This window comes from Chroococcidiopsis sp. SAG 2025 (assembly GCF_032860985.1).
GTDB lineage: Bacteria > Cyanobacteriota > Cyanobacteriia > Cyanobacteriales > Chroococcidiopsidaceae > Chroococcidiopsis.
The window spans coordinates 6,330,116-6,353,374 of the sequence record NZ_JAOCNC010000001.1; the positions used below are offsets into that span (position 1 = coordinate 6,330,116).

The 23,259-nt window shown below is 45.7% G+C and carries 20 protein-coding genes; all 20 read right to left on the minus strand.

Annotated features, from left to right (window positions below; genetic code table 11):
- Positions 1-79: 79 nt before the first annotated feature.
- The 20 genes from N4J56_RS30885 to N4J56_RS30980 all read right to left on the minus strand — a co-directional run bounded on the left by N4J56_RS30885 (position 80) and on the right by N4J56_RS30980 (position 23,218).
- On the minus strand, positions 80-940 hold the full coding sequence (locus N4J56_RS30885) for a glycosyltransferase family A protein (protein ID WP_317110112.1): 861 nt from the start codon (positions 938-940) through the stop codon (positions 80-82).
- A gap of 173 nt (positions 941-1,113) precedes the next feature.
- The gene (locus N4J56_RS30890) at positions 1,114-2,808 is read right to left on the minus strand and encodes a GMC family oxidoreductase (RefSeq protein ID WP_317110113.1); all 1,695 of its coding nucleotides are present in this window, start codon (positions 2,806-2,808) and stop codon (positions 1,114-1,116) included.
- Positions 2,798-3,964, minus strand: coding sequence for an alpha/beta fold hydrolase (locus N4J56_RS30895; protein ID WP_317110115.1), 1,167 nt, complete (start codon positions 3,962-3,964; stop codon positions 2,798-2,800). The genes N4J56_RS30890 and N4J56_RS30895 overlap by 11 nt, the downstream gene beginning before the upstream one ends.
- Positions 3,965-4,133: 169 nt before the next feature.
- The gene (locus N4J56_RS30900) at positions 4,134-5,768 is read right to left on the minus strand and encodes a class I adenylate-forming enzyme family protein (RefSeq protein ID WP_410500647.1); all 1,635 of its coding nucleotides are present in this window, start codon (positions 5,766-5,768) and stop codon (positions 4,134-4,136) included.
- A gap of 128 nt (positions 5,769-5,896) precedes the next feature.
- The gene (locus N4J56_RS30905) at positions 5,897-7,588 is read right to left on the minus strand and encodes an aromatic amino acid ammonia-lyase (RefSeq protein WP_317110119.1); all 1,692 of its coding nucleotides are present in this window, start codon (positions 7,586-7,588) and stop codon (positions 5,897-5,899) included.
- Positions 7,589-8,044: 456 nt separating this feature from the next.
- Positions 8,045-8,245: a hypothetical protein gene (locus N4J56_RS30910; protein WP_317110121.1), complete on the minus strand. Its 201-nt coding sequence runs from the start codon at positions 8,243-8,245 to the stop codon at positions 8,045-8,047.
- A 99-nt stretch (positions 8,246-8,344) separates the two neighbouring features.
- A complete protein-coding gene (locus tag N4J56_RS30915; protein WP_317110123.1) occupies positions 8,345-9,370 on the minus strand; it encodes an alpha/beta hydrolase in 1,026 nt (341 codons plus the stop codon).
- Between the two features lie 170 nt (positions 9,371-9,540).
- Entirely contained in the window at positions 9,541-10,389 is an 849-nt protein-coding gene (locus tag N4J56_RS30920; protein WP_317110125.1) for a polysaccharide lyase, read from the minus strand.
- Positions 10,390-10,509: 120 nt separating this feature from the next.
- Positions 10,510-11,745: a polysialyltransferase family glycosyltransferase gene (locus N4J56_RS30925; RefSeq protein ID WP_317110127.1), complete on the minus strand. Its 1,236-nt coding sequence runs from the start codon at positions 11,743-11,745 to the stop codon at positions 10,510-10,512.
- A gap of 23 nt (positions 11,746-11,768) precedes the next feature.
- Positions 11,769-12,335, minus strand: coding sequence for an HAD-IIIA family hydrolase (locus tag N4J56_RS30930; RefSeq protein ID WP_317110129.1), 567 nt, complete (start codon positions 12,333-12,335; stop codon positions 11,769-11,771).
- 1 nt (position 12,336) lies between these two features.
- The gene (gene kdsA / locus N4J56_RS30935) at positions 12,337-13,173 is read right to left on the minus strand and encodes a 3-deoxy-8-phosphooctulonate synthase (protein WP_317110131.1); all 837 of its coding nucleotides are present in this window, start codon (positions 13,171-13,173) and stop codon (positions 12,337-12,339) included.
- Positions 13,174-13,398: 225 nt separating this feature from the next.
- Entirely contained in the window at positions 13,399-14,799 is a 1,401-nt protein-coding gene (locus N4J56_RS30940) for a nucleotide sugar dehydrogenase (protein WP_317110133.1), read from the minus strand.
- Between the two features lie 106 nt (positions 14,800-14,905).
- Entirely contained in the window at positions 14,906-15,661 is a 756-nt protein-coding gene (kdsB, locus tag N4J56_RS30945) for a 3-deoxy-manno-octulosonate cytidylyltransferase (RefSeq protein ID WP_317110135.1), read from the minus strand.
- Positions 15,662-15,779: 118 nt separating this feature from the next.
- A complete protein-coding gene (locus tag N4J56_RS30950; protein ID WP_106166111.1) occupies positions 15,780-16,775 on the minus strand; it encodes an SIS domain-containing protein in 996 nt (331 codons plus the stop codon).
- Between the two features lie 4 nt (positions 16,776-16,779).
- Positions 16,780-16,935, minus strand: a complete 156-nt coding sequence (locus N4J56_RS30955; protein WP_317110138.1) for a hypothetical protein — start codon at positions 16,933-16,935, stop codon at positions 16,780-16,782.
- A complete protein-coding gene (locus N4J56_RS30960; protein ID WP_317110140.1) occupies positions 16,929-18,212 on the minus strand; it encodes a glycosyltransferase in 1,284 nt (427 codons plus the stop codon). The genes N4J56_RS30955 and N4J56_RS30960 overlap by 7 nt, the downstream gene beginning before the upstream one ends.
- Positions 18,213-18,243: 31 nt before the next feature.
- Positions 18,244-19,110: a hypothetical protein gene (locus N4J56_RS30965; RefSeq protein WP_317110142.1), complete on the minus strand. Its 867-nt coding sequence runs from the start codon at positions 19,108-19,110 to the stop codon at positions 18,244-18,246.
- Positions 19,111-19,196: 86 nt separating this feature from the next.
- The gene (locus tag N4J56_RS30970; protein WP_317110144.1) at positions 19,197-20,312 is read right to left on the minus strand and encodes a glycosyltransferase family 61 protein; all 1,116 of its coding nucleotides are present in this window, start codon (positions 20,310-20,312) and stop codon (positions 19,197-19,199) included.
- Positions 20,313-20,445: 133 nt separating this feature from the next.
- Positions 20,446-21,426 (minus strand): glycosyltransferase family 2 protein, encoded by a 981-nt coding sequence (locus tag N4J56_RS30975; protein ID WP_317110146.1) that lies wholly within the window; start codon positions 21,424-21,426, stop codon positions 20,446-20,448.
- 136 nt (positions 21,427-21,562) lie between these two features.
- Positions 21,563-23,218: a GMC family oxidoreductase gene (locus N4J56_RS30980; protein WP_317110148.1), complete on the minus strand. Its 1,656-nt coding sequence runs from the start codon at positions 23,216-23,218 to the stop codon at positions 21,563-21,565.
- Positions 23,219-23,259 lie beyond the last annotated feature (41 nt).

A 23,259-nucleotide genomic window follows, 5' to 3' on the forward strand; every position in this document is an offset into this window, starting at 1 on the left:
GTTTGTAAATGCTTGCTGTGTAATTAAAATGCTATTTCGACATGTAAGGACGCACATCTGTGCGCCCTTACCCCTTGCACTAAAGTGCTAAAACTTGATACTTGATACAACCTTGCAATCGTCCCCAGCGCCGACCGAAGTACGCTATCCATCTAACACGGTTTTGCTGAGAAAAAATCTGCGGGCATTGCTTCAATATACGCCACCAAGCCTTTAAGCCTGCTTTCCAAGAAAGCTTAGGCATACCCAGCGCTTGGTATTTTTTGTACAGGAGAACGTTGTACTCTCCGGCAAGGCGCGCCTGACGGTAGATAGCCCTGATGCGATCGCGCAAGCGGTAGTGAACCACTGCCTCTGGGACAAAATGGAGTTTTGTGCCAGCAAGTTGTACCCTCCAGCAATAGTCGGTGTCTTGGACTTTGAGCATAGTCTCGTCAAACCCACCAACAGCTTCATGAATCGAGCGTTTGATCCCGAGGTTGCTGCTAGAGGCATGGGGTAGATAAGGGGGATGGCTAGTTAGCAACTTATCTACCTGAGTCAGAGGGCGATACGAGAGCGTCCAGGGTTCGTTGAGTTTTGTGTACTCGCGTTTGCCAGCCACAAAATCATGCTGGGAGAGCGCTTCGCCCATAGCCGATACCCATCCAGCAGCCACCTCGTCATCAGCATCGCAAAACGCCAATGCCTCACCCGCAGCCACAGATGCAGCAACATTTCTAGCGTGTGCCGCACCTTGCCGATCGGATGAGTCAACAATACGTAAGTTAGGTAATCTTTCCTGATATTGCTCGGCGATCGCGACTGTTTCATCTGTCGAACCGTTATCAGAAATAATAATTTCCCAAGGTTGATACCACTGTTGGATTGTCAGTGCTTCAAGTTGACCGGAAATAGTGCCAGCTTCGTTGTAAGAGGGAATGATTACAGTTAGTTTCATAACTCTTTTTAGATGCACCCAGTTTGCGTTTGACGTTTAATCTTGTGCTAGGCGACTTTAAATAGCGATTCTCTATTAGATCGCCATAAATCGTAGGGGCGCACATCTGTGCGCCCCTACTCGCGGATCTCATCCTATGGAATAGTCGCCGACACAACCGCGGGTCGAGCAAGTTACCCGATCGCTCCTGCTGTGGCTTCAGCACGACTCATCTGCTCTTGAATTCGATCCGCTAGCCGGATGGCTAGAGCCACAATCGTGAGTGTGGGATTGGAGAGTCCGCTGGTGGGGAAAACGGAACTACCAGCGATATATAAATTGTGAATTCCATGCACTTGACAATGCTCGTCAACCACACCTTCCTTGGGATTGTTACTCATGCGGGTTGTGCCGATGTGGTGGTAAGAACCGCGCAGCGATCGCCAGGAAGCGTCATCGTCACCCATTTCAATTTGCATTTTCCCAAGTCCAGACCGCTCGAATTCTGCCGCAATTAATTGCTGCGATCGCTTAATCGTATACTTGTCAATCGGACTCAAACGCCAGTCTAACTGGACGCGATTCATCCCTAATTTATCGCGATCGCGGCTGAGGGTAATTCGGCTATCGGGATTTGGTGCTTGTTCGCCAATTAAGTGAGTTTCGCACAATTGCGGCTGTTTCGAGGAGCCTTTTTTCAGCAACTTCTGATAGGCTTTAGCCGCAATCCGATCGACATTGGCGATCGCCGTCGTCAGATCTTGAATTAAAGTCGTGTCATTGCTGTGCTTGTTACCTTCCTTAATGCTAGGGAAATACTTCCGCCTTTGTTCCTTATGTTCCTGAAGCTTGGGAAAAGCTTGATGTCCTACCGCGCGCGGTTTACCTAAACGCTTCAACCGCGTCACCGCTCGTACCCATTCTTCCTCGTAAGGTATCAGTCTCGCGGCAAAGTTGAGCATTTGCTCGCGCTCTTGCACTTCTTTCGATAGTCCTAGAGCTGTCGCCACAAATGTCTCGTCAATCTGACAATTTCTGCCCGTGTATAAGGGGATTTGACGGGAAGGCTGTAGTTTCCCAGAAATTAAATAGGGATGCTCCATGAAGAATCTGCCCACCAAATCGTGTTGGTTGCCGACTCCACCACTTTGCACCCGGTTGGAAGCTAAGAGCAAGCGAGGATTTTCAATTCCACCTGCTGCCAACACGAAGACTTTTGCTGCTACCGAAAACTGTTTCCCATCGGAGCTTGCCACCCGCAGCCGCGTCACGGCTTGAGCGCTGTCGTTGGTTTCAATCTCCAGCACGTTAGCATGGAGATAGGTGGTAATATTACTTGCCTGCTCGATCTCGGCGCGATACGCTTCGCCAAAGCGCAGGTGGGTTGATGGGATAATCTGCCACAGATAAGTAGCCAGCTCGTCTGTCGAAAATGGCACTTGTCGCCGTTGCTGTTGCGCCAATCCCTCTTGCCAGTATGCCAAATCGTATTCAAACGGACCCAAATGACAAGCAGTTTGCGCCCGTTCGTAGTAGGGGTCTAACTTCGCCTTACTGAAACACCAACCGCTATAGGGCATCCAGGGACGATGCTCAAAATCAATTTCATCCATCGGGCGGCTCCAACCGCCCCAGAGGTTAGTCGAACCGCCAAAATAGCGCCCTCGCGCTTCTTTCAAGGGAAAATAAGGTAGACCTGTATTCTCTCCCGCATACAGCGATTGAATCTGTTCCTCATACTCGAGTCCGCCACTTTCAAGCAAACAAACTTGTTCTTGGCGATCGCGCAATTCGCGTGCGAGCGTGATTCCTGCCGCACCAGCACCGATAATACAAATGTCTGTTTCTACCAGCGTTTCTGCTGGTAATTTCAAAGCATCAACTAACATGATTACTCCCAGTCAATTCTGCTGTATTTAATGCGGCATCTAAGCTAGCTCTTAATTTCTCGGTCAAGCCTGCGACATGAGGCTCTTTGAGCATAGAGCCGTGATGACCGGAAACGTCGTGGCTTGCCAATTCTCCGACGAGGTTCCCCCAGCCGTATTGCGGATCTCGGTCGTACCAATCATCGGGTGTGGGAAAATCTCGTCCCATGTAGTACCACCCCATCGGGGGTTCGCTAGCGCGAAACAAAGTCACCTGACCTGGGTAAACTTGCGGTACGTAAGCTTTTACTGCACGCCTGATACAAATTCCTATATATCTTCTTTTCCGTTCGTAGGGCCAGTCCAGCCAGTTAATTCTGAATAATTGATATAGCCGACAAACATTTTTGTTGTATACTCTCAGCCATGCACTTCTGAGCATTTTTAAAGGATATTTGGCTCCCAGTCGGAAAAGGTTGCGCCAGTGACGCGCCAGTCTTTCTGGAATTGATACTGATGGGAAACTACCAGGTACAAAGGTATCGAACAAACCTAAAAAAGCAACTTGCTCGCCTTCTGCGTGCAACTGCTGGGCGATTTCAAACGCCACCAAGCCTCCAGAAGAAAAGCCGCCTAAAAAGTAAGGTCCTTGCGGCTGGATGGTACGCATTTCTTGAATGTAGAAAGCCGCCATATCTTCAATTCGATCTAAGGCTGCTTCTTTGCCATCGACTCCGCGTGCTTGCAATCCATAAAAAGGTCGATCCGTTCCCAAATGGTTAGCTAATTCGTTAAACACAAGCACGTTTGCGCCATTACCATGAACGCAAAAAAACGGTGGTTTAGAGCCATTTGGTTGAATTGGTACTAGCGAAGACCAAGATGGTGATGTTGTTTCACCGAGAACGCTTGCTAGTTGTTCCACCGTGGGAGACTGGAGCAAGGTCGATAGGGAAAGACTTTTGCCAAATGTTTGCTCGATTTGAGCGAATAAACGGACGGCAAGTAGCGAATCTCCCCCAATCTCAAAAAAGTTGTCTCTGATGCTGATGGGCGTAATTTCTAAAAGCTGTTCCCAGATCTCTACCAGTTGAGTTTGGGTAGAATTCTGGGGTGCTACATAGTCTGCTTCTAAATTGGATTGGTCTAATCTAACTGTTTGGGCAGAATGGCTCATAAGAAAAGATGAGAATTGTGGAAACTGCTTAGCTTCACGTCGAGGGAATGCGATTGCGGCAAAAGAGATCCCCCCTAGCCCCCCTTGAAAAAGGGGGAACAATACTTTAGAAAAGAACAAAGCCCCCCGAAGATCGGGGGGTTGGGGGGATCTTCTGCGGCGTAGACGCTCAATTTCGACGTTTGAAAATATTCCCCAACGATTTGAGTACGCCGCCGCTTGTATCGTTACTAGGCACTGATGTTGTAGTGACTAAAGGAATTGGTTTGGCGATCGCCGGGACAGTACTGCCTTTTTTCAGCGCCGCTTCGTTGGCTGCTTCATCGCGCAAAACTCGCTTCAACACTTTGCCTGTGGGGTTTTTGGGAATGGAATCGACAAATTTAATCGCCTTTGGCATCTTGTAAGCTGCCATTCTCTCGGCGCAGAAAGCAATCATCTGTTTTTCGGTGACGTTACAATCCGGCTTCAGGATGATGTTAGCTTTGACGATTTCGCTTTTTTCTAAATCGGGAACGCCATAGACAGCAACTTCGGCAACGGCTGGATGTTCGTAGATTACGTTTTCGACTTCCGTGGGATACACTTTAAACCCAGCTACGTTGATCATGTCCTTAGAGCGATCGACGATGTAAAAGAAGCCGTCTTCATCCATACGTCCGATATCGCCAGTGTAAAACCAACCATTTTTGATCGTTTCGGCGGTTTCAAACGGACGATTCCAATAACCGAGCATGACGTTTGGTCCCCGAATTGCGATCTCGCCTACCTCCCCTGGCTCGACTTCTTTGCCATTGTTGACGACTTTCATTTCCACATTTTCGATCGCCGTCCCAACTGACCCAGGTTTGTAGATATAGTCGTGGTTGTAGCTGGCGCAGGGAGATGTTTCGGTTAAACCGTAGCCTTGATGAATTACCAACCCGTACTTGTCGTACCACTTCTGAGCAACTTCCGTTGGGAGGGGTGCGGCGGCGGAAAAGTAAAACCGCACGGACTTGAGTTGGTCTTTAGGCAGATCCATATTCAGCAGCACCAGGAAAACTGTCGGCACGCCGAAAAACATGGTAATTTGTTCGTCAGCGACAGATTTCAGGATTTGCGTCAGATCGAAATTGCGGTGCAATACCAGCGTGGCACACGCATTGAATCCGGCATTCAGGACGGCATTTTGTCCGAAACAATGGAATAGTGGCAGATAAAGTAAGATCCGATCCTCTGCCTGCATTCCACAACAATGCTGCTGCGAGTAGCTGTTGGAAATTAAATTGCCATGAGACAGGGTAGCTCCCTTCGGAAACCCTGTCGTTCCCGAAGTATAGACGATCGCCGCCGGAGCGTAGCGATCCATTTCCACGCCACGGGCGCTGGGTGAAGCATTTGCCATCAGTTCGGCGAGGCTAGTTCCCTCAGTAGCCGTACCTTCAGCAATCAGAACGTGTTTGAGCTGCGGTAAGTCTTGTTGGGGAACGTTTTTCACCAGATCTGCTGTCGTCACCACAGCCTTAGCACCGCAGTCGTCGAGGATAAACTTGACTTCACTGCTTTTGAGCATGGCATTGAGCGAAACGGCGATCGCGCCCAGTTTCAAAATGCCCAAATAGGAGATGATAAATTCGGGAATGTTGGGCAAAAACAAGGCAATGCGATCGCTGCGGTGAACGCCTAAATCTCGCAACCCGTTGGCAACGCGATTAGCTAGCCGATCTAACTCAGCATAAGTAAAAGTCGTGCCCTCAAAAATCAATGCAGGTTTATCGGGAAATAAATGACAACCGCGTTCTATATGCTGTGTGATGTTCATGGCATTGGCATACTTATAGGGCTGTTGCATGAGATCCCCAACCCCCTTCAAAAGGGGGCATTCATTCCCCCCCTTTTTAAGGGGGCTAGGGGGGATCTCTTCTGTCGTAGTCAAACAGAAAATTGGTCTTACTTCAAACTCGACAAAACACTTTGCATTGCTGCCACAATCCGACCTCCAGCTGCAATATCAGCGGCAATGCGAGCAATATGATCGTCTAGCGGTTGCTCGTTATCATTGCGGATGTAGGGACGATCTGCTGAAGGTGGAACGCCAACGACCTCGCGCACGGCTAAGTATAACTCTCTAGTTGTAGGTGAAACGCACTCGCTTGCGTCGTAATGTTCTGCGATTAATTTTGTCCGCAAGTCTACAGCTTGAACTCCAAACATCAGCGCCACTGCCATATATTGCTGGAAGATCTCGATCGATCGCCGTGCTAAATTGGCGGAAGCAAATCCTTGACTGTTGATATTTTGGTTGAATTGTTCGGCGTGGGTGGGGTAGCGATCGGCGATCGAGTTGCCATAGAACGATAGTATGGGCATGATCGAGTTGCCAGTAATTTGCAGTGCCTTCAAGCCCATATTGACGCTGCGATCTCTGTTACCAACTAAAGACGGTGACAGTCCGTGGTTAAATTCGGGAGCGACCAAAAGCGCAATTTGGACATCGAGATGCTTGGCTAACATCCCCATGTGGTAGCGCAGGCGATCCATTCCCATGCCTACGTACTGTCCGAGGAAGTTGCCACCATGGTAGCTGGCTTGTTGCTCGGCATCGATCAGGGGATTGTCAGTCACCGAGTTCATTTCTTGCTCGATTTGAGCGGTAATTTCTGCCAAACCATCGACGATGGGACCCATATACTGGGGCAAGCAACGCAGGGAATAACGGTCTTGGATCGGATCTCCACCGCGATAGTCATGCGTACCATTCAACTCATCGCGGATTAACAGCGAACCCACCAAAAGATCGAGCATTTGGCTAGCTGCCCACTTTTGACCGGGATGCGGTTTGCGATCGTGGATAAACGGGTGGAACGATTGATTCGTGCCATGCAAGCCTTGAATCGCAAGTGCGTGCGCCCCCATTGACAGTGCGAGGAGAACTCTTGCGTCGTAGACGCAATTTGCGGCAATCCCTGTCATTACCGAAGTTCCGTTCATCATCGCCAGCCCTTCTTTAGGTAAGAGTGGCAATGGTTGTAGTCCCAGTCGATTTAGAGCCGTGGGAGCATCGACTTCTTCCCCGTTGAAGTCAACTTTATAACAGGTATCGAGTCCAGTAATTGCACCAGTGATGTATGCCAAAGGCGTGAGGTCGCCACTTGCCCCAATCGAGCCAAATTCATGTACGTGTGGCGTGACATTGGCATTCAGGAAAGCTTCCACGCGCCGGATCAGTTCGAGCCGAATCGCTGACGCACCGTACATATGGGAATTAGCCCGCAAGAGCATCGCCGCCCGCACATCTGGTTTCGACAACTTTTGTCCCGCGCCTGCCTTGTGATACCAAATCAAATTATTTTGCAACAGTTGAGCAGATTCCGGCGAGATTACGACATTCGCCATTCCACCAAAACCAGATGTCACGCCGTAAATTGGCGCTCCCGATGCCACTGCATCAGCAATATAGTCGCACGATGCCTGAACGCCTTGCAAAACATCTTCGCGATCGCTCAAGCGCACTTTTGCGCCATGCCGTGCCACGCTCACGACATCATCTATGGTCAGGCTATTGTCACCGACAACGACAGTCTGATTCGGATCGTTAACTAAAGGCAGTGACTTGTTTGTTTGGAAATCAACTACGTTCATGTAGAAATTCTCTGTAGAGGACAAAAGCAATTCGCAATTCGCAATTAAATTCAAGTGCGCTCCGACTGATTTACCCAATCGCGCTGTTTCGACAATCAAATGTTCAACTCGCCTGTTTAAAAGGCTGATTCACCCGCATGACCTGTGCGAAATGTTAGATATGCAAAAAAGGCGCGAAATATCGCGCCTTCATACAGCTCATATTAAAAATTGTTCGAGTCGTGTTGAGGATGGAACTATTGTCTGACTATCTGACCGAGCAGCTCATTTCCGAAAAGTAACAATACTTCTAACTCACTAGGACTGTTAAACTGCACTCTCGGTGTCGTTTCTAACAACCCACAATGCCATGCACTGGGATAAGTAAACTAGTAAATTGTATATTTTACTTATAACGAAAAGTACTGCGATTGTCAAACAATTATTCGTATAAACAGACTCACCAGTAAACATCGTTCATGCGGTTGGATGCTCGATCGGCTGTGACAATACGTATTGTTCTGGGTATTGTTCGGGATCGTTCGGAGATGAATCGATCGCGGTAGCACTCGTAGTATTGTGAAAGGAAAATATACCGCGAGTGTAGTCCCACACTAGAGCGATCGCAAAGATCGTAATTATCAGTAAAAATCCCACTAGCAGTAAAATCAACAACATTATTACGTCCTTTCAGCAAAAATTCTGCAACTGAATATACGCAAACAGATCGTCACTCTAAACACTGTATTGTTTTTGACGCTCTAACTTAGTGAAGACTTAGTAAAGATGTCGATGAAAAAAGTTTTCTAACTGCGCCAGTAGCAAGGGAGAATCAAATTTTTTCCCGTGTCCGCCGCCTTTCACAATTTCTAACGACACCTCCACTCCCGCCTGCTGTAGCGCCTCAAACAATAATTGACTTTGATTGAGCGGCACTATAAAGTCATCATCTGCATGGAAAATCGCGAAAGGGGGAGCATCTTCATTGACATAAGCGATCGGGTTTGCCTGCATTGCTTTTTCCTGATTTTCTTCCACAATTCCGCCGATCAGCAATGCCTCGGGAGCATCAGCTGCGCTATGAGAGATCTGCCGAGGAAAGTCATTTATGCGGGTGAAATCCGTAGGAGCAAACCAGTCGCACACAGCTTGGACGCGGCTAGAAAAATTCTCCCAGCCCCCCTCACCTTCCAATTCTTCAACGCCGCCAGTTGTTCCCAAAAGCGCCGCTAAATGACCACCCGCCGACCTACCCCAGACCCCAATGCGATCGCGATTTAAATGCAATTCTTTCGCATGAGCGCGCAAAAAACGCACTGCACATTTACAATCTTCAATTTGGGCTGGAAAAATTGCTTCATGACTCAAGCGATACTCAATACTAGCGCACAAATACCCTTGGCGAGCAAAGGGCAGTAACAGTTCGATTCCTTGCTCTTTACTTCCTTCCATCCACGCTCCACCATGTATCCATATCAGACCAGGCATGGGCATTTCAGGTAAAATTTTAGGGTGAAGGATGTCCATTTTCAGCGGGCGTTGTCTACCCCGAGTAAACACGATGTCCCGCCGATGAATTAAGTCATGAGGAATTTTAGTTTTCTTGAGTTTGGGGAGTCGTATGGGCGGGTTTCTACAGGATATCCCTGAAAGAACCCGGAATTGTGCGGATAAACCCGCCCGTACCAGAGTCGGGAGTCGGAAATTGCTGATTAAGTTAGCTTTTAGATAATTCATCAGTAGTAGGGTGGGCAATGCCCACCTTACGCTTATTGACTGTGTTTCCGGTTGGGCATCACCCATATCTAATGCTTCAATTTCAACGCTTAAATTTTACTAAATATATATTTTCAACTTTGCCGAGTCAAACAATATTAGTTTGAATAATATTAATTCATCGAATTGGTAGATGCAGCCCGTGAAAGTGAGCCATCTCAATAATAGCCTTTATTCGCTACTGAATAATTTTCTACTCAATCGCGCGGAGCAATATCTTCGTATCTAGCGTTAGCATCTCCAACCCTAACTTCATCAAAATAAAGTTCTCTTTCGCTAACGATCGATTTATCTGGCTGGTTTTTCCAATCACCCTTATATATTCCAATTTTGAGATATGGTCCCCTCGCATCATTATAGTTATTCGGTTCATTTCTTCTCACAACTAATTTGCCATCTTGCCAAACCTTCAATCGACCATTTGAACCACTAGACCACTTAACATGAAACACGAAGTCCGTCCACTTTCCGGTTTGGTAAAGACCTAAATCTATCGTCTCTTTACCTTCTGGTACATTATCTACTGTAACCCGCTTTGAATCCCATCTTCTATTAACAAGAAATCTACCGTTGTTTGTACTGAGAGAAAGAGCTGGAGATCTCCAAGTTTCACCTAAGCTTTTATCCGGTAGATCGTGCCATTGAGCGATAATTTCACCAGATGGATCTTGCTGGTAATCGGAAGGTAAAAAAATACTAAAACCGTACCATATTTCTGAATTTGCTGGAACTTCTCCAAGTTTCAATTCGGCACGCTTAACACCATAAAGGTGAGCATCCTCTTTTTTCAGAGTAAACTTAATAGCTTGGTTTCCTGCGCGGACAGGAGAGTTTACAATCTCAGCTGAATAGTTACAACAAAGTTCTGTTCCCCACTCAGAGTAACCCGATTCAAAATCACTGAGAAAAACGAGAGTGTCACTTTTGACTTTACTACTCAAAGGCATCAACCAAATTGTTACCAAGACTAGAATTAACTTCGTTATCGATCTAAGAAAGCCAAAATCTATCCGCTTTTGATATCGATCGCGATGATTTTTAAACATTCTCTAACCTCTAAATTATGCCAAGTGGAGTGACTCCACTTTTTCAATGGATTAGTAGAAATGCTGAGGTGATTTAACATAATTCCTCCCCCTGATTTGTAATGATAGGTTCAACTATTATTAGACGAGAACTGGATTTAAGTTCCTAATTCCCTGAATTGTAGATAGTAGATCGGCTTCATGTTGGCTTCTACTTTCTACATGGTCGGGATAAAAGAATTGTTGTACTATGTCGCTACCGAAGCCCAGAGTACAACGGGTATCTAAAACAAACTCCAACGTTAAACAAGCAGAGCTAAATGTAAAAACTCTGGGATTTTGCAAATTAGATGATTCTGGATTTAAGAAGACTTTCATGAAAATTAATTCAAATGGAAGATAAAACAAAAAGTCTTCAGCTAGCAGAATTACATCTGCATAAAGATCGCTAAGATTAGCCTTTAATTGCAGTAGCTTCTCTCTAGAATTTCTAGGGTGTGGTTTAATTAAGAGAACTTCATCAGGACGAATTCCTTTAGTTACCAAAAACTCTCGATAGGCAGCAATTTCATTTTCTAATGAGATCCTGCCCGATTCAGAAAAATTGCTTGTGAGTAAAATTGACGTGGGAGCAGTTCGGATGCGATCGCATAGGTTTTCGATATAACTAACATCGATAAACTCAGATAGCTTCGCGCTTAACTTGTGAAAAGTCTCTCGGTAAACATCCCTGTCAAGAATAACTACTGGAATTGCAGGTTCTTGTCCAAAAGCAAATGGAAGAGAGAAATAACCAATGTCTAGCTTTTGTTCGCTCAACGATCGCTTTCGAGGTAGAAACTCTCTGATTTTTTCTTTTGACAACTTATAGATAAAATCTAGATAATTCCGCGAATCTCTCAATAAATTAGCTTTCGGAAAAGCCGATTGTGCCGTGTAAACTCCAATGCCATTACCGTAGCAAATCTTTTCGGCATCTTGATAGAGATTCATCACCAACTGGTCTTCAAAATCGTATTCATGCGCCAGAAAGATTTCATCAAAATGCTGACTCCCGGTTAATGCATGAACCAAGTCAGTCACTTTAGATAAACCAGACTGCTTCACTTGTTTGGAAATTGCTTGTTTTTGCTCCAAGGGCATATAAGCAACTTTTTCCCAAGTACAAATCGACCGAGCCATTTTTTCAATCAAAGCAGCAAATTCCTCACTTTGCCCTTGGGGAGAAAATAGAGGAGTAATTAGCAGGTAATTTTCATACTGCAAATTCCGATCTTGTCGCGTCTTCTCTCGATAATTCATGACTGACAAAACCGTGACGAATTGAATGCTACCAAAGCAAACGATAAGTCGCTTAATTGTTTTTGATGTTGACATACTTTATTTTTGTGCAAGTGAATTTATTTCACCGTTTGGAGGGCAACAATGAGATCGCAGATTTCACGAACTGCTCCTTGTCCTCCAGGTAATTTCGTGACGTAAAGAGCGCAGTCTTGATTGGCACGCATGGCATCAGCTACTGTTAAAGGACAGCCAACAACGTGCATGACTTCTAGATCGTTAATGTCATCACCAACATATGCCACTTGAGACAAAGATATGTCTAAGTTTTGACACAGGTGAATTAGAGTCGGTAATTTATCTTTAATCCCCAGATAAGCGTGAGAAATTCCTAAATCTTTGGCGCGATGAAGGGTGGATGAAAAGGACTTAGCTGTAATAATGGCAACTTCTACGCCAGAGTACATCAATCGCTTTAATCCTTGTCCATCCTTAATGTTAAATCGCTGTTGAACCTCACCGCTTTCCGAGTAGTAAAGACCCCCATCTGTGAGGACACCATCAACATCAAGAACTAACAATTTGACTTGCGACAAGCGCGCATCTCTTTCAGAAATCTTGTGCGAATCTCCTTGAAAGTTGCTATGCGATCGCAGTTCGGGTTCAAATTCAAAAATGGTTGTCATGTTACACAAGAGCGGGAGTTACTTCTAAACAGTTACGGATGCTGACAATTTGTCTCAACACCGTTTCCAATTGAGCCAGGGGAATCATATTTGGACCATCACTTGGTGCATTGTCTGGATCTTCGTGAATTTCCATAAATAAGGCATCAATTCCAATGGCGGCGGCGGCTCTTGCCAAGTAAGGTACGAATTGGCGCTGTCCGCCAGATTTATCACCTTGTCCCCCCGGCATTTGAACGCTGTGGGTAGCATCAAAGACTACGGGATAACCCAACGATCGCATTTGTGGTAAAGACCGAAAATCTACTACCAAAGTGTTGTAGCCGAAACTCGTCCCGCGCTCGGTTAAAAGAATGCGGTTGGTTCCACCTGCTTCTAACTTGCGCACGACTTGCCTCATATCCCAAGGTGCGAGAAACTGACCCTTTTTGACATTGACAACTTTACCTGTTGCTGCTGCTGCCAAAAGCAGATCGGTTTGCCGACACAAGAAAGCCGGAATTTGTAAAACATCGACGACTTCTGCTACAGTCACCGCTTGGTGGCTTTCGTGAATATCGGTGAGTACTGGGACTCCGACTTCCTCTTTTACCCGTTGGAGAATTTTGAGTCCAGATTCTATCGGTTGTCCGCGAAAAGAATTAATTGACGTGCGATTGGCTTTATCAAAGGAAGACTTGAAGATAAAAGAAACACCCAAGCGATCGCACACTTTAGCAATTTCCTCTGCCATTTTCAGCGTAAAGTCCCCCGACTCAATCACGCAGGGACCACCAATTAAGGTGAGAGGACAGCCATCGCCAATGGAGAGAGTTTTGGAAATTTGGGTTTGAATCATGAGATTTCTAGTTTCGATGAGCGATAAAATTCTACACAAGGGACAATAGTTCAGGCGAATAGAATTCGCAGCTACACAAGCAAAGTCCGCCTGCGCGGACTGAGGAACAATAGCACTCTTAACCCGCGCAAGCGGGTTTTGTACGCGGCTAAGGTTGGGCAACCCGTTGCCCAACCGCCCGCTTCTGTGTAGTCGCGACTTACAGTCGCCCCGTACGAGAGATGCTTACCTAGCGATAGGAGCAACGTCTTTGTTGTTAGCGCGATCGCTGCCCGCAAATGGTAAGATTTTCTTTGCAGGCTGTTTCTTCTGCCAAGAAATCCCTTCATAGTTAGCCAAGCCTGTAACAGCAGAATCGCTGCTCAACCGCACCAAGTCGAGAACGGCAACGTGACTCTTGAGTCCTTGTATGTTGCTGAATTCCGGTCGTTTTTGAGTAATCGCTAGAGTTTGGCATTCATTCAACACGCTATCGATATCTGTGCGCAAAATGCGATCGATTTGCGGTAGCTGGCGTTGCAGGTATTCTAAGTTACTGCCCAATAGCACTTCTAGATTTACGTCTGGATCGTAGACCGATATTTCTAAGCCATCCTGCCACAACTGACGGATGAGGCTGATGACGGGACTTTCGCGCAGATCGTCCGTACCTGCTTTAAAACTCAAACCCAAGATCCCGACGTGCTTAGCACCAGTTTCGTGAATTTTGATCCGAGCTGCTTCGATTTGCAACGTGTTGCTGGGTAGCACCGAGTCTAGAATCGGGATTTCGACCCCCAACTGCCGAGCGTTGAAAATGAGAGAGCGCAAGTCTTTTGGTAAACAAGAGCCACCAAAAGCAAATCCGGGCTTGAGATAGGCAGGGGAGATGTTGAGCTTAGTATCGGCACAAACGAGCTGCATCAGGACGTGACTATCTATTCCCAGGCGATCGCAAATTCGACCAATTTCATTACTAAACCCGATCTTGAGGGCGTGAAATGTATTGTTAACTACCTTCAACAGTTCCGCTTCCTCTAATGCCACGCGATGTAAAGGAGCCTGGATATTGCTATAGAGTTGAGCGATCGCATCACCCGAGCGTTTGTCTAATTCACCAATTACGGTATAAGGAGGCGCGTGAAAATCTGTGACTGCTTCAGTCTCGCGCAGAAATTCTGGATTGACTACCAAACCAAAGTCCTCACCAGCAGAACGGAGCGAATGCTGTTCTAGCAATGGTAGGAGAAAATCGCGGGTCACGCCAGGAAAAACCGTGCTGCGGAGAACGACAACGTGATAGCGTTGCGAATGCTTCAACCCGCTACCGATCTGTTGGGCAACTCCTTTTATATAGTTGAGCATTGGACTACCATCAGCCATGCTAGGCGTACCAACGCAGATGAGAGAAGCATCAGCTTCAGCGACGTATTGTTCGCCATCCGTTACAGCACGCAACCGTCCTTGAGCGATTCCTTGCTGAATTAATTCATCGAGATCGGGTTCTTTTAACGGACTGCGCCCGCTGTTAAAGACTTTTACCTTTTCTGGGTTGAGTTCTACACCTATGACATCATGTCCGGCTTGCGCCAAGCAAGCAGCAACAACTGTACCGACGTAACCTAAACCCCAAACGATAACGCGCATTGTTATTTTCCTATTAAGTGAGTAGGGAGGAGTGAGGAGTGAGGAGCGAGGAGTGAGGAGCGAGGAGTGAGGAGTGTGTTTTGACTTTTAACTTTTGACTTCTGACTTACGACTTCCGACTTACGACTTCTTTCATGGTGCTTTGAGCTATTAAGGCTTGCGCTTGTAGCAGATCGCTCGGCGTGTTGATTTCCAGTACGGCTTTTTGAGTTTGGCAAACGACGATCGAATAACCGTGTTCGAGTACGCGCAACTGTTCTAAACCTTCGCAGTGTTCTAATGGTGTCGGAGTCAGCTGAGCGTATTTGGCGAGAAAATCGCGACTAAAAGCGTAGAGTCCGAGGTGATGAAATACTGGTGCAGAACCCGCATTACGGTAATAAGGGATGGGAGAACGGGAGAAATAGAGCGCCCGATCGCGGCGATCGCACAGGACTTTGACAGCGTTAGGATCGTTGTAGCTCTCTTCATGCAGCGGACAGGCTAGGGTCGTCATATCGGGTGACTCTCCTTGCAAGTAAGGAGTGACGAGCTGAGTCAGCATATCGGCGGTGACAAAAGGTTGATCGCCTTGGACGTTAGCGATCGCCGTCATTTCAGGATATCGTTCTGCAACCTCTGCAACTCGATCCGTACCTGTTTGATGATCGCTGCGGGTCATTTCTACCACCCCACCAAACCGACGCACGCAGTCAGCGATCGCCGTGCTATCTGTCGCCACCACAACTTGACTGAAAGCCGGACAACGTTTAGCCGCTTCATAAACCCATTGCACCATTGGGCGATCGTCAATTCTGACTAGTGGTTTGCCAGGAAAGCGTTGCGAGTTATAGCGAGCTGGAATCACAGCCAAAATATTCATAATTTTCAGTTATTAGGGAACAGGGGATAGGGAGCTTCTGAGCAGGGAAGAGAGCTGCTCTTGAGCTGAGGGAGAAAAAACAACCGTCAACCAACAACTACGAATTACCACTCCCGATTTAAATACCGCTGCGGACTATATCGTGTACCCGAATTAAACCGATACACCGCTGTTCCTCAACTACGGGCAAGATAGAAATTTGGGAAGGGCGATTTTCCATCAATTCCAAGGCATGGTAGGCAAGTATATCGGGGGCGATCGCAATTGGATTTGCTGTGGCGATCGTCCCTGCTGTCAGCGTTTCCAACTCTTGATGTTTGACTTTTTGTAGCAATCGTCGCAGATCGCCATCTGTAATAATTCCGACTAAACAACCCAGATCGTCTACGACATTGACAGCACCCAAACCACCTTCGCTGATTGCACTCAAGACTTCAATCCAAGCGGCTTCAGGCGAAACAACGGGATTGTGCGCGCCAGCGTGCATTAAATCTCTTACCCTAAGAGTCAAGCGTTTGCCCAATCGTCCCGCTGGATGGTTAAATGCAAACGCTTCTGGGGTTAAACCTTTGACGTGCATCAGGGCGATCGCCAGTGCGTCTCCAATTGCTAAGGCGACAGTTGTACTGCTGGTGGGGACTAAATTAAACGGACAAGCCTCGCGATCGACTGCTGCATTGAGGCTGACATCAGCATTGTAAGCAAGCGTGGAACGCAGTCTGCCGACGATCGCAATAATTGGGATCTGCCGACATTTAAGATAGGGCAACATGGCAACCAATTCATCGGTTTCGCCACTGTTACTCAAGATGACAGCAACGTCACCTCCAGCCACAATTCCAATATCACCATGCAAGGCATCAGATGGGTGCAGAAAAACCGCTGATGTCCCCGTACTGGTTAGAGTTGCAGCAATTTTCTGGGCGATAATTCCTGACTTGCCAACACCCACCAAGACAACCTTACCGTGACAATCAGCCAACAGCTCAACTGCCCGTTCTATACCCTCTGGCTGTAACTGATTTGCTGTTTTGATAATTGCATCTGCTTCTTGTTTGAGCAGCTCGACAACTTGTAAAACATAAGTTTTAGGCTCTGGCTCTATGCATTGCATATTTTCAATACCTCGATCTGGTGCGTGGTGCGTGGTGCGTGGTAGTACGGGCGGGTTTTGGGCGTAGATTCTCGGTGATGGCGATCGGACTCGACGCTAAACCCGCCCCTACAATTGGCGTACGGGCGGGTTTTGAACGCGGATTTATCGTCCTCAACATGAATCTTTTGCTAAACCCGCCCCTACTAACTGATTTAATGCCTCGCTCAGAATTTGCCGTCCTTCATTCCGCCATGCTGTATAGGTGGCTAATCCCGCACTCGCTGCTTGACGGCGTGTGTTTGTATCTTGTAAAGCTCTAAAGGCTGAGACAAATTCCTGCGTGCTGTGACAGGCATAGTAAGCTCCTGGTGTTGGTGGTACGCCGCGAAAAGTCTGAGGCAAACCAATCACAGGCAATCCCGAAGCCATTGCTTCTAATACTTTGATCTTGCATCCCCAGCCAATTTCCACTGGCAAACAAGCAATATCGATGTTGTCGCGCATGAAAGCTGACAAATCGTCAATAAAATCGTGAATGACGATCGCGTTTGAGGCATACTGGCTTAAATGCTCGGCACAACCCTTACCAACAAAGTGAAAGCGGAATTGATCGGGCATGGCTTGCTCGACTGCCGGAATGACTCGTTGTAGCAGCTGTCGCACTCCCGATAGATGAGTCGGACTGACGTAATTGCTGCTGATGTAGACGACATCGAGCGGTGATTTGTTATCTTTTACCGGAATGCGTTCCCGTTCTAAAAAAGGGACGACCCAATCTTTGCGGACAGTCCCACCGTAGAGCCGCGACATAAACTGCATGTCGCTGTATGCATTGAAGAAAATCCGGTCGGAAATTCGATGCATCTGGCGCTCGGAAGCAAAGGCTTGGGTTGTTTGTTGTAAGAGTTTTTTGCTCCACTTAACGGTTTGTTTGAAAGTGTTATTGTTCCACCCAGTTTTCCAGGGTCGAGAGGCGATCGCTGTTTCTATATTGTGCGCCAGTTCAAAATCGTGCGGTCGGAACCAGAGGTGCGCTCCTTTTAAGTCGAGTTGAGAGACTAGCGGTACGAGATCGGAATAATTACACCAAACAACCTGGGGTTTGCAATCGTCAATCAGCGTTTGTAACTTGTGCAGATTTTGCGCTGTATGCGGATCTTTTGCTACAGAATAACGAAAACTGCGTTCAAATAGGTGAAATTCTATATCTATTGGTAAGTCAATCCCAGGTTCACCATCGGCTTTAAAGATTCTCTGTCCGGGCCAATTGTATGCAGCAACAACGACTCGCCAGCCAGTTTGTTTGAAGAACAGAATCAGCCCCCAAATATGAACTCTAGTTCCGTTGGTTGGGGGATATGGGAGAGGACAAATGACTAAAATAGTATTTGTCGCAGGTGTGGTAATAGTATTTGTGATGTCAGGGGCGAGCTTTTCGGTTTCGCTATAGATCATGTGCTGAATAAAACCTCTTTATATGAGTCGATTATTTGGCTGCCAGAGCTACTTTCTTGATAGCGTTTTCTAGTTTTTTGATGTATTTCGTTTTGAACGAAGGTAATTCTTGATATTGCGTAGGATCGAATAAGGGCTGCTTGACTTCGCCAACCAAATTTACAAAATAGCGGGGAGAATCTGTGAGCGATCGCACGCTAACACCATGTAATGAATAAACTGAGTTCAGGAATAATATGAGAACGTTGCGATCGTAATCGATTGTTTTGACATGCTTGATGTAGGAATCATCAATTGCACTGCTTCTAAACCCGTAAGGCTTGTCGTTCTTAAATTTATAAACCTCTAGATTGCCCCCTGTCGATGTGTCTTGCGGATCGCGCATATAGAATAGTCCGGCGAATAGTTTATCTGGTAAATCTATGTGCGCGCCTCTGACTGCATTTGGTTTAGTAATAACGGGTGTATTTATACAAATCAGTGCGTCGAGTAATACATCTACACTTTCAAACGTGTCAACTTTTCGTAATCCAGATTTTAGCGTTGCAAACAAGCCATATTTTTGCTCAAAATCAGGATACATTTGGAGAATATAGTCTTTAAAGATAGCAATAAACTCTTGAAAGAATGTATCGGATGTATGTAAAGCAATAAACTCTTTCCAGAAAGGAGTAATTCGCTCGTCATTTAAACTTTCTTGTGCTAAATAATGCAATCTTTTATTGCTAGATAAATCCGTTCCTTTGTTGTCTTGCCCTTGCCTTAAAATTTCAATATCAGCCCATTCTGATTTCAGCTTTGAGTAAACTTCTTCATCCAAAGCATCTTTAATGACAATATGAGGAAATGGTTCTGAAAATATGTCGGTTGGTTTAACTTTAGATAAAAGCGACTTCATTACTTAACTCCTCTTAAAACTTGTGACTACAACAATTTAGCGCTAAAAATAAATAGCTCTCTCTCCAATGTCTATCGATTACAAGATTAGATTGGACACGTTTCTTGACTAGCTATCATTCTTACGATCTCTGATACATTAACCACAAAATTGCTGTTTTTGGATGTTGCCTGACCGCACCAGTATTCATAATTATGATTCAGAGATTTTGCTAAGAAGTAAAAATGCGGCAAAATCTCCTGTGTAGGAAATATTTCTAAGACATTGACTCCTTCAGCAAAAATAATATTAGAAAGTCCAGCACCATGCGAACCTATAACGTATTCGCTATCACTGAAAAGATCGATTTGATCTTCAATTGATATCTGTTCAAGTAGGTATTTCTTGAATCCGTACTTACTCAACATATCAAATAGTTCATCTTCATTCAAAATATGTCGTCCCTTTTTTGAAGCTCTTCTAGAGATAAAAATACGATTGACTTTCTTTCGCGGGCGTTGCGGCGTTACTTTCTCTGCGAAAAATCTTAAATAATCAGAAGGTAAGTATCCTGCATGGCGACGAGTTAGAAAAGAGGGAAAGATTAGATTTTCGATCGCATAATTTTTATCTGGACTTACCTTGGTAAGTTTTACGTTGTTTGGTAGTATTTTTGAGAGCAAAAACTCTTCCGATCTGGAAATTTTGGTTGAAGCCAGCAATTTAATCTCTTTTATGTCTTTATATTGCAATTGATCGAGCAAGAAAATTCGCGGAATGTTATCGATTAACTGATGATAATAGCCATTGGCAAACGAACGAAAAACAGCACAAACGCCCGCAATTTTTTCTATTTTATTGAAATAAGTATTCTCTGCAACATCGTATTTATTCTGCTCGATAGTGGTATTTATGGAGTCCGAGATAACTTTGCGCGTTTTTGTCAGCAAAATATCAAATTTTGCACAGTAAGTTACGTCGTGTAAAGTAGTCGTGTATATATCTGGAAGAGAATAAGTTGCTGCTTGCAAATGCTTAATCTCGCGGAAAAAATTCATCTGTTGAGTTTCTGGTATATAAATATTTTGACCAGAACATGGTAAATTTACTCTTTGAGAATTCTTATAATGCTCCTCAAGTTTGACTTCATGCACCAATAAATTGGTCAGATATTTTCTTGCTGTTAAATTAGATTTGTGAGAAATTTTTTCTAGAATTCTCATTTTTTGTAGCCCATTCCGTTTTGAGTATGTCTAACTTCACGAAAGTGATTTAAGACCCTTACCGTGAGGGTTGCACGCCTGAAACTTAAAGCAAGACGTTATGATTTAACAGATGACCAATCGCTAATGACAGTTATGATGAACCTGATGGAATTTCAGCTTGGTGTTGTTGTACTAACATCTGGCGATGTTTAGAAAAATAAATAGACCAGACAGATGCCTTAATTAATTCTTTAATTAATTGCTCCCAGTTCTTGTTTTTTCCTAACCAAGTCCCGAGAACTAAATAGCAACGAATTCGTTCGGATAGGCTGAGAGGTACGTCTTTAATCGCACTTAAATAATCTAAAAAAACACTCCATCTAGGAAAGACAGGTTTTTCTCCTTTGGTATCAGGGTTGAATAACCGCATACGTAAGTAGGGGCTATTCATCTCCTTACTAGAAGAACGCTGAGAATGTTCTCTGTTAAAGAACAAATATTCAGGAACTTCATAATATTTACCTAATAAAGTCATGCGAGCCAGAAAAGGCTTATCCCCACCAGAGTAATCGCCTAAAAGAGGAGTTGTTGCAGCAACACTATGACGCATGACTCCAAAAAGTTGCTGACCGCGATAGCGTCGAGAAAAAGAGTCAATTATCAAATTCCGAAAACGAATATGAGCGTGTGGTGAATTAGTGAGCAGGGGGTTTTCATCGTAGTTTTGCTCTAAAATCGTGCCATGTTCGTTAATTAATTTAGTCTTGGTGTAACACAAGACGACATCTGGATTTCGATCTAAAACTTCAACGCATTTTTCAATCCCTTGTGGAGCGCAAATATCATCGTGGGTAGCCCATCTAAAATACTCACCTGTCGCTAATTGAAAGGCGCGTCTGTAATTTCGATGAACGCCAATATTGCGCTCGTTCCGATAGTATTTGATCCGCCGATCTTTTGCTGCGTATGCTTGACAGATTTCCTGAGTGCGATCGCTGGAGGCATTGTCTGAAATAATCAGCTCAAAGTCTGTATAGGTTTGAGCCAAAATTGCGTCTATTGCTTCTGTGATAAACTGCTCGGCATTATACACGGGCATACCAATGCTGAGGCGCGGTTGCTGGTGATTCATCTGTCAGAATTGTTTAGGGGTTACGCACTGGAAGTTTTAGATCTCGATCCCCCCTAACCCCCCTTAAAAAGGGGGGAATCAGAAGCCCCCTTGAAAAGGGGGTTGGGGGATCTCTTCTACAAAATTCACGATTAAACTAAATAGCCTGAACTGCAACTGCTGGACTGATTTCAGCAGAGTTATCCAAACGATCTTTCAGGCGATCGGCAAGTCGGATCGCTAAAGCGACAATCGTGAGCGTAGGATTGGAGAGTCCGCTGGTGGGGAAAACCGAGCTACCAGCGATATATAAGTTGTGAATTCCATGCACTTGACAATGCTCGTTGACAACGCCTTCCTTGGGGTTGCTACTCATGCGGGTTGTCCCGATATGATGATACGAGCCAGCTACCGATCGCCAAGTCGCTTCATCGTCAGTTAGTTCGATGTGAATTTTTCCTAGTCCAGAACGCTCGAATTCTGCCGCAATTAACTGTTGCGATCGCGCAATTGTATACTTGTCAATCGGACTCAAACGCCAGTCAAGCTGGACGCGATTCATCCCTAATTTATCGCGATCGCGGCTGAGAATAACCCGACTATCGGGATTGGGTGCTTGCTCCCCAATTAAATGGGTATCGCAACTATTAAATTGTCGCGCCGCAATCGATTGCTGAAACAGTTTTTTCGTCATTCTGTCAGCAAAGCGATCGGGACGGCTAGCGACTTTGACGAAATCTGCAATTGTAGAAGATTTACCTACGTTCTTCCGCCCTTCTGCGATCGAGGGAAAAGCTTTATGTCGGACTGTTTGCTGAGTTCGCGATCGCAATCGCTTGTATGCTTCTAACCATTCATCAATGGCTAATAACCTCAATCCAAAATTAAGAATTTGTTCGCGTTCTTGCACTTCTTTGGACAACCCTAAGCCTGTTGCCAGAAATGTTTCACCCACGGGAAACTTAATTCGCGTGTATAACTCAGCTGAGTTTGATAACTCGGCTTTGCCAGAAATTAAATAGGGATGCTCCATGAAGAATCTGCCCACCAAATCGTGTTGGTTGCCGACTCCACCACTTTGCACCCGGTTGGAAGCTAAGAGCAAGCGGGGATTTTCAATTCCACCTGCTGCTAGTACAAAGACTTTTGCTGCTACCGAGAACTGTTTCCCATCGGAGCTTGCCACCCGCAGCCGCGTCACGGCTTGAGCGCTGTCGTTGGTTTCAATCTCCAGCACGTTAGCGTGGAGATAGGTGGTAATATTACTTGCCTGCTCGATCTCGGCGCGATACGCTTCGCCAAAACGCAAGTGAGTACATGGGATGATCTGCCATAGATAAGTGGCAAGCTGCTCTGTAGTTGCGGGGACTTGACATTGTTGCGCTAACGCCTCTTGCCAGTATGCCAAATCGTATTCAAACAGACCCAAATGACAAGCAGTTTGCGCCCGTTCGTAGTAGGGGTCTAACTCCGCCTTACTGAAACACCAACCGCTATAGGGCATCCAGGGACGATGCTCAAAATCAATTTCATCCATCGGGCGGCTCCAACCGCCCCAGAGGTTAGTCGAACCGCCAAAATAGCGCCCTCGCGCTTCTTTCAAGGGAAAATAAGGTAGACCTGTATTCTCTCCCGCATACAGCGATTGAATCTGTTCCTCATACTCGAGTCCGCCACTTTCAAGCAAACAAACTTGTTCTTGGCGATCGCGCAATTCGCGTGCGAGCGTGATTCCTGCCGCACCAGCACCGATAATACAAATGTCTGTTTCTACCAGCGTTTCTGCTGGTAATTTCAAAGCATCAACTAACATGATTACTCCTCTAAAAAGCACCAGGCGACTGTAAGTCGCCT

Bases quoted from the DNA above. Each gene is read 5' to 3' on its own strand.
- N4J56_RS30885 (WP_317110112.1), bottom strand. From the start codon at position 940: ATGAAACTAACTGTAATCATTCCCTCTTACAACGAAGCTGGCACTATT.
- N4J56_RS30890 (WP_317110113.1), bottom strand. From the start codon at position 2,808: ATGTTAGTTGATGCTTTGAAATTACCAGCAGAAACGCTGGTAGAAACA.
- N4J56_RS30895 (WP_317110115.1), bottom strand. From the start codon at position 3,964: ATGAGCCATTCTGCCCAAACAGTTAGATTAGACCAATCCAATTTAGAA.
- N4J56_RS30900 (WP_410500647.1), bottom strand. From the start codon at position 5,768: ATGAACATCACACAGCATATAGAACGCGGTTGTCATTTATTTCCCGAT.
- N4J56_RS30905 (WP_317110119.1), bottom strand. From the start codon at position 7,588: ATGAACGTAGTTGATTTCCAAACAAACAAGTCACTGCCTTTAGTTAAC.
- N4J56_RS30910 (WP_317110121.1), bottom strand. From the start codon at position 8,245: ATGTTGTTGATTTTACTGCTAGTGGGATTTTTACTGATAATTACGATC.
- N4J56_RS30915 (WP_317110123.1), bottom strand. From the start codon at position 9,370: ATGGGTGATGCCCAACCGGAAACACAGTCAATAAGCGTAAGGTGGGCA.
- N4J56_RS30920 (WP_317110125.1), bottom strand. From the start codon at position 10,389: ATGTTTAAAAATCATCGCGATCGATATCAAAAGCGGATAGATTTTGGC.
- N4J56_RS30925 (WP_317110127.1), bottom strand. From the start codon at position 11,745: ATGTCAACATCAAAAACAATTAAGCGACTTATCGTTTGCTTTGGTAGC.
- N4J56_RS30930 (WP_317110129.1), bottom strand. From the start codon at position 12,335: ATGACAACCATTTTTGAATTTGAACCCGAACTGCGATCGCATAGCAAC.
- kdsA (WP_317110131.1), bottom strand. From the start codon at position 13,173: ATGATTCAAACCCAAATTTCCAAAACTCTCTCCATTGGCGATGGCTGT.
- N4J56_RS30940 (WP_317110133.1), bottom strand. From the start codon at position 14,799: ATGCGCGTTATCGTTTGGGGTTTAGGTTACGTCGGTACAGTTGTTGCT.
- kdsB (WP_317110135.1), bottom strand. From the start codon at position 15,661: ATGAATATTTTGGCTGTGATTCCAGCTCGCTATAACTCGCAACGCTTT.
- N4J56_RS30950 (WP_106166111.1), bottom strand. From the start codon at position 16,775: ATGCAATGCATAGAGCCAGAGCCTAAAACTTATGTTTTACAAGTTGTC.
- N4J56_RS30955 (WP_317110138.1), bottom strand. From the start codon at position 16,935: ATGTTGAGGACGATAAATCCGCGTTCAAAACCCGCCCGTACGCCAATT.
- N4J56_RS30960 (WP_317110140.1), bottom strand. From the start codon at position 18,212: ATGATCTATAGCGAAACCGAAAAGCTCGCCCCTGACATCACAAATACT.
- N4J56_RS30965 (WP_317110142.1), bottom strand. From the start codon at position 19,110: ATGAAGTCGCTTTTATCTAAAGTTAAACCAACCGACATATTTTCAGAA.
- N4J56_RS30970 (WP_317110144.1), bottom strand. From the start codon at position 20,312: ATGAGAATTCTAGAAAAAATTTCTCACAAATCTAATTTAACAGCAAGA.
- N4J56_RS30975 (WP_317110146.1), bottom strand. From the start codon at position 21,426: ATGAATCACCAGCAACCGCGCCTCAGCATTGGTATGCCCGTGTATAAT.
- N4J56_RS30980 (WP_317110148.1), bottom strand. From the start codon at position 23,218: ATGTTAGTTGATGCTTTGAAATTACCAGCAGAAACGCTGGTAGAAACA.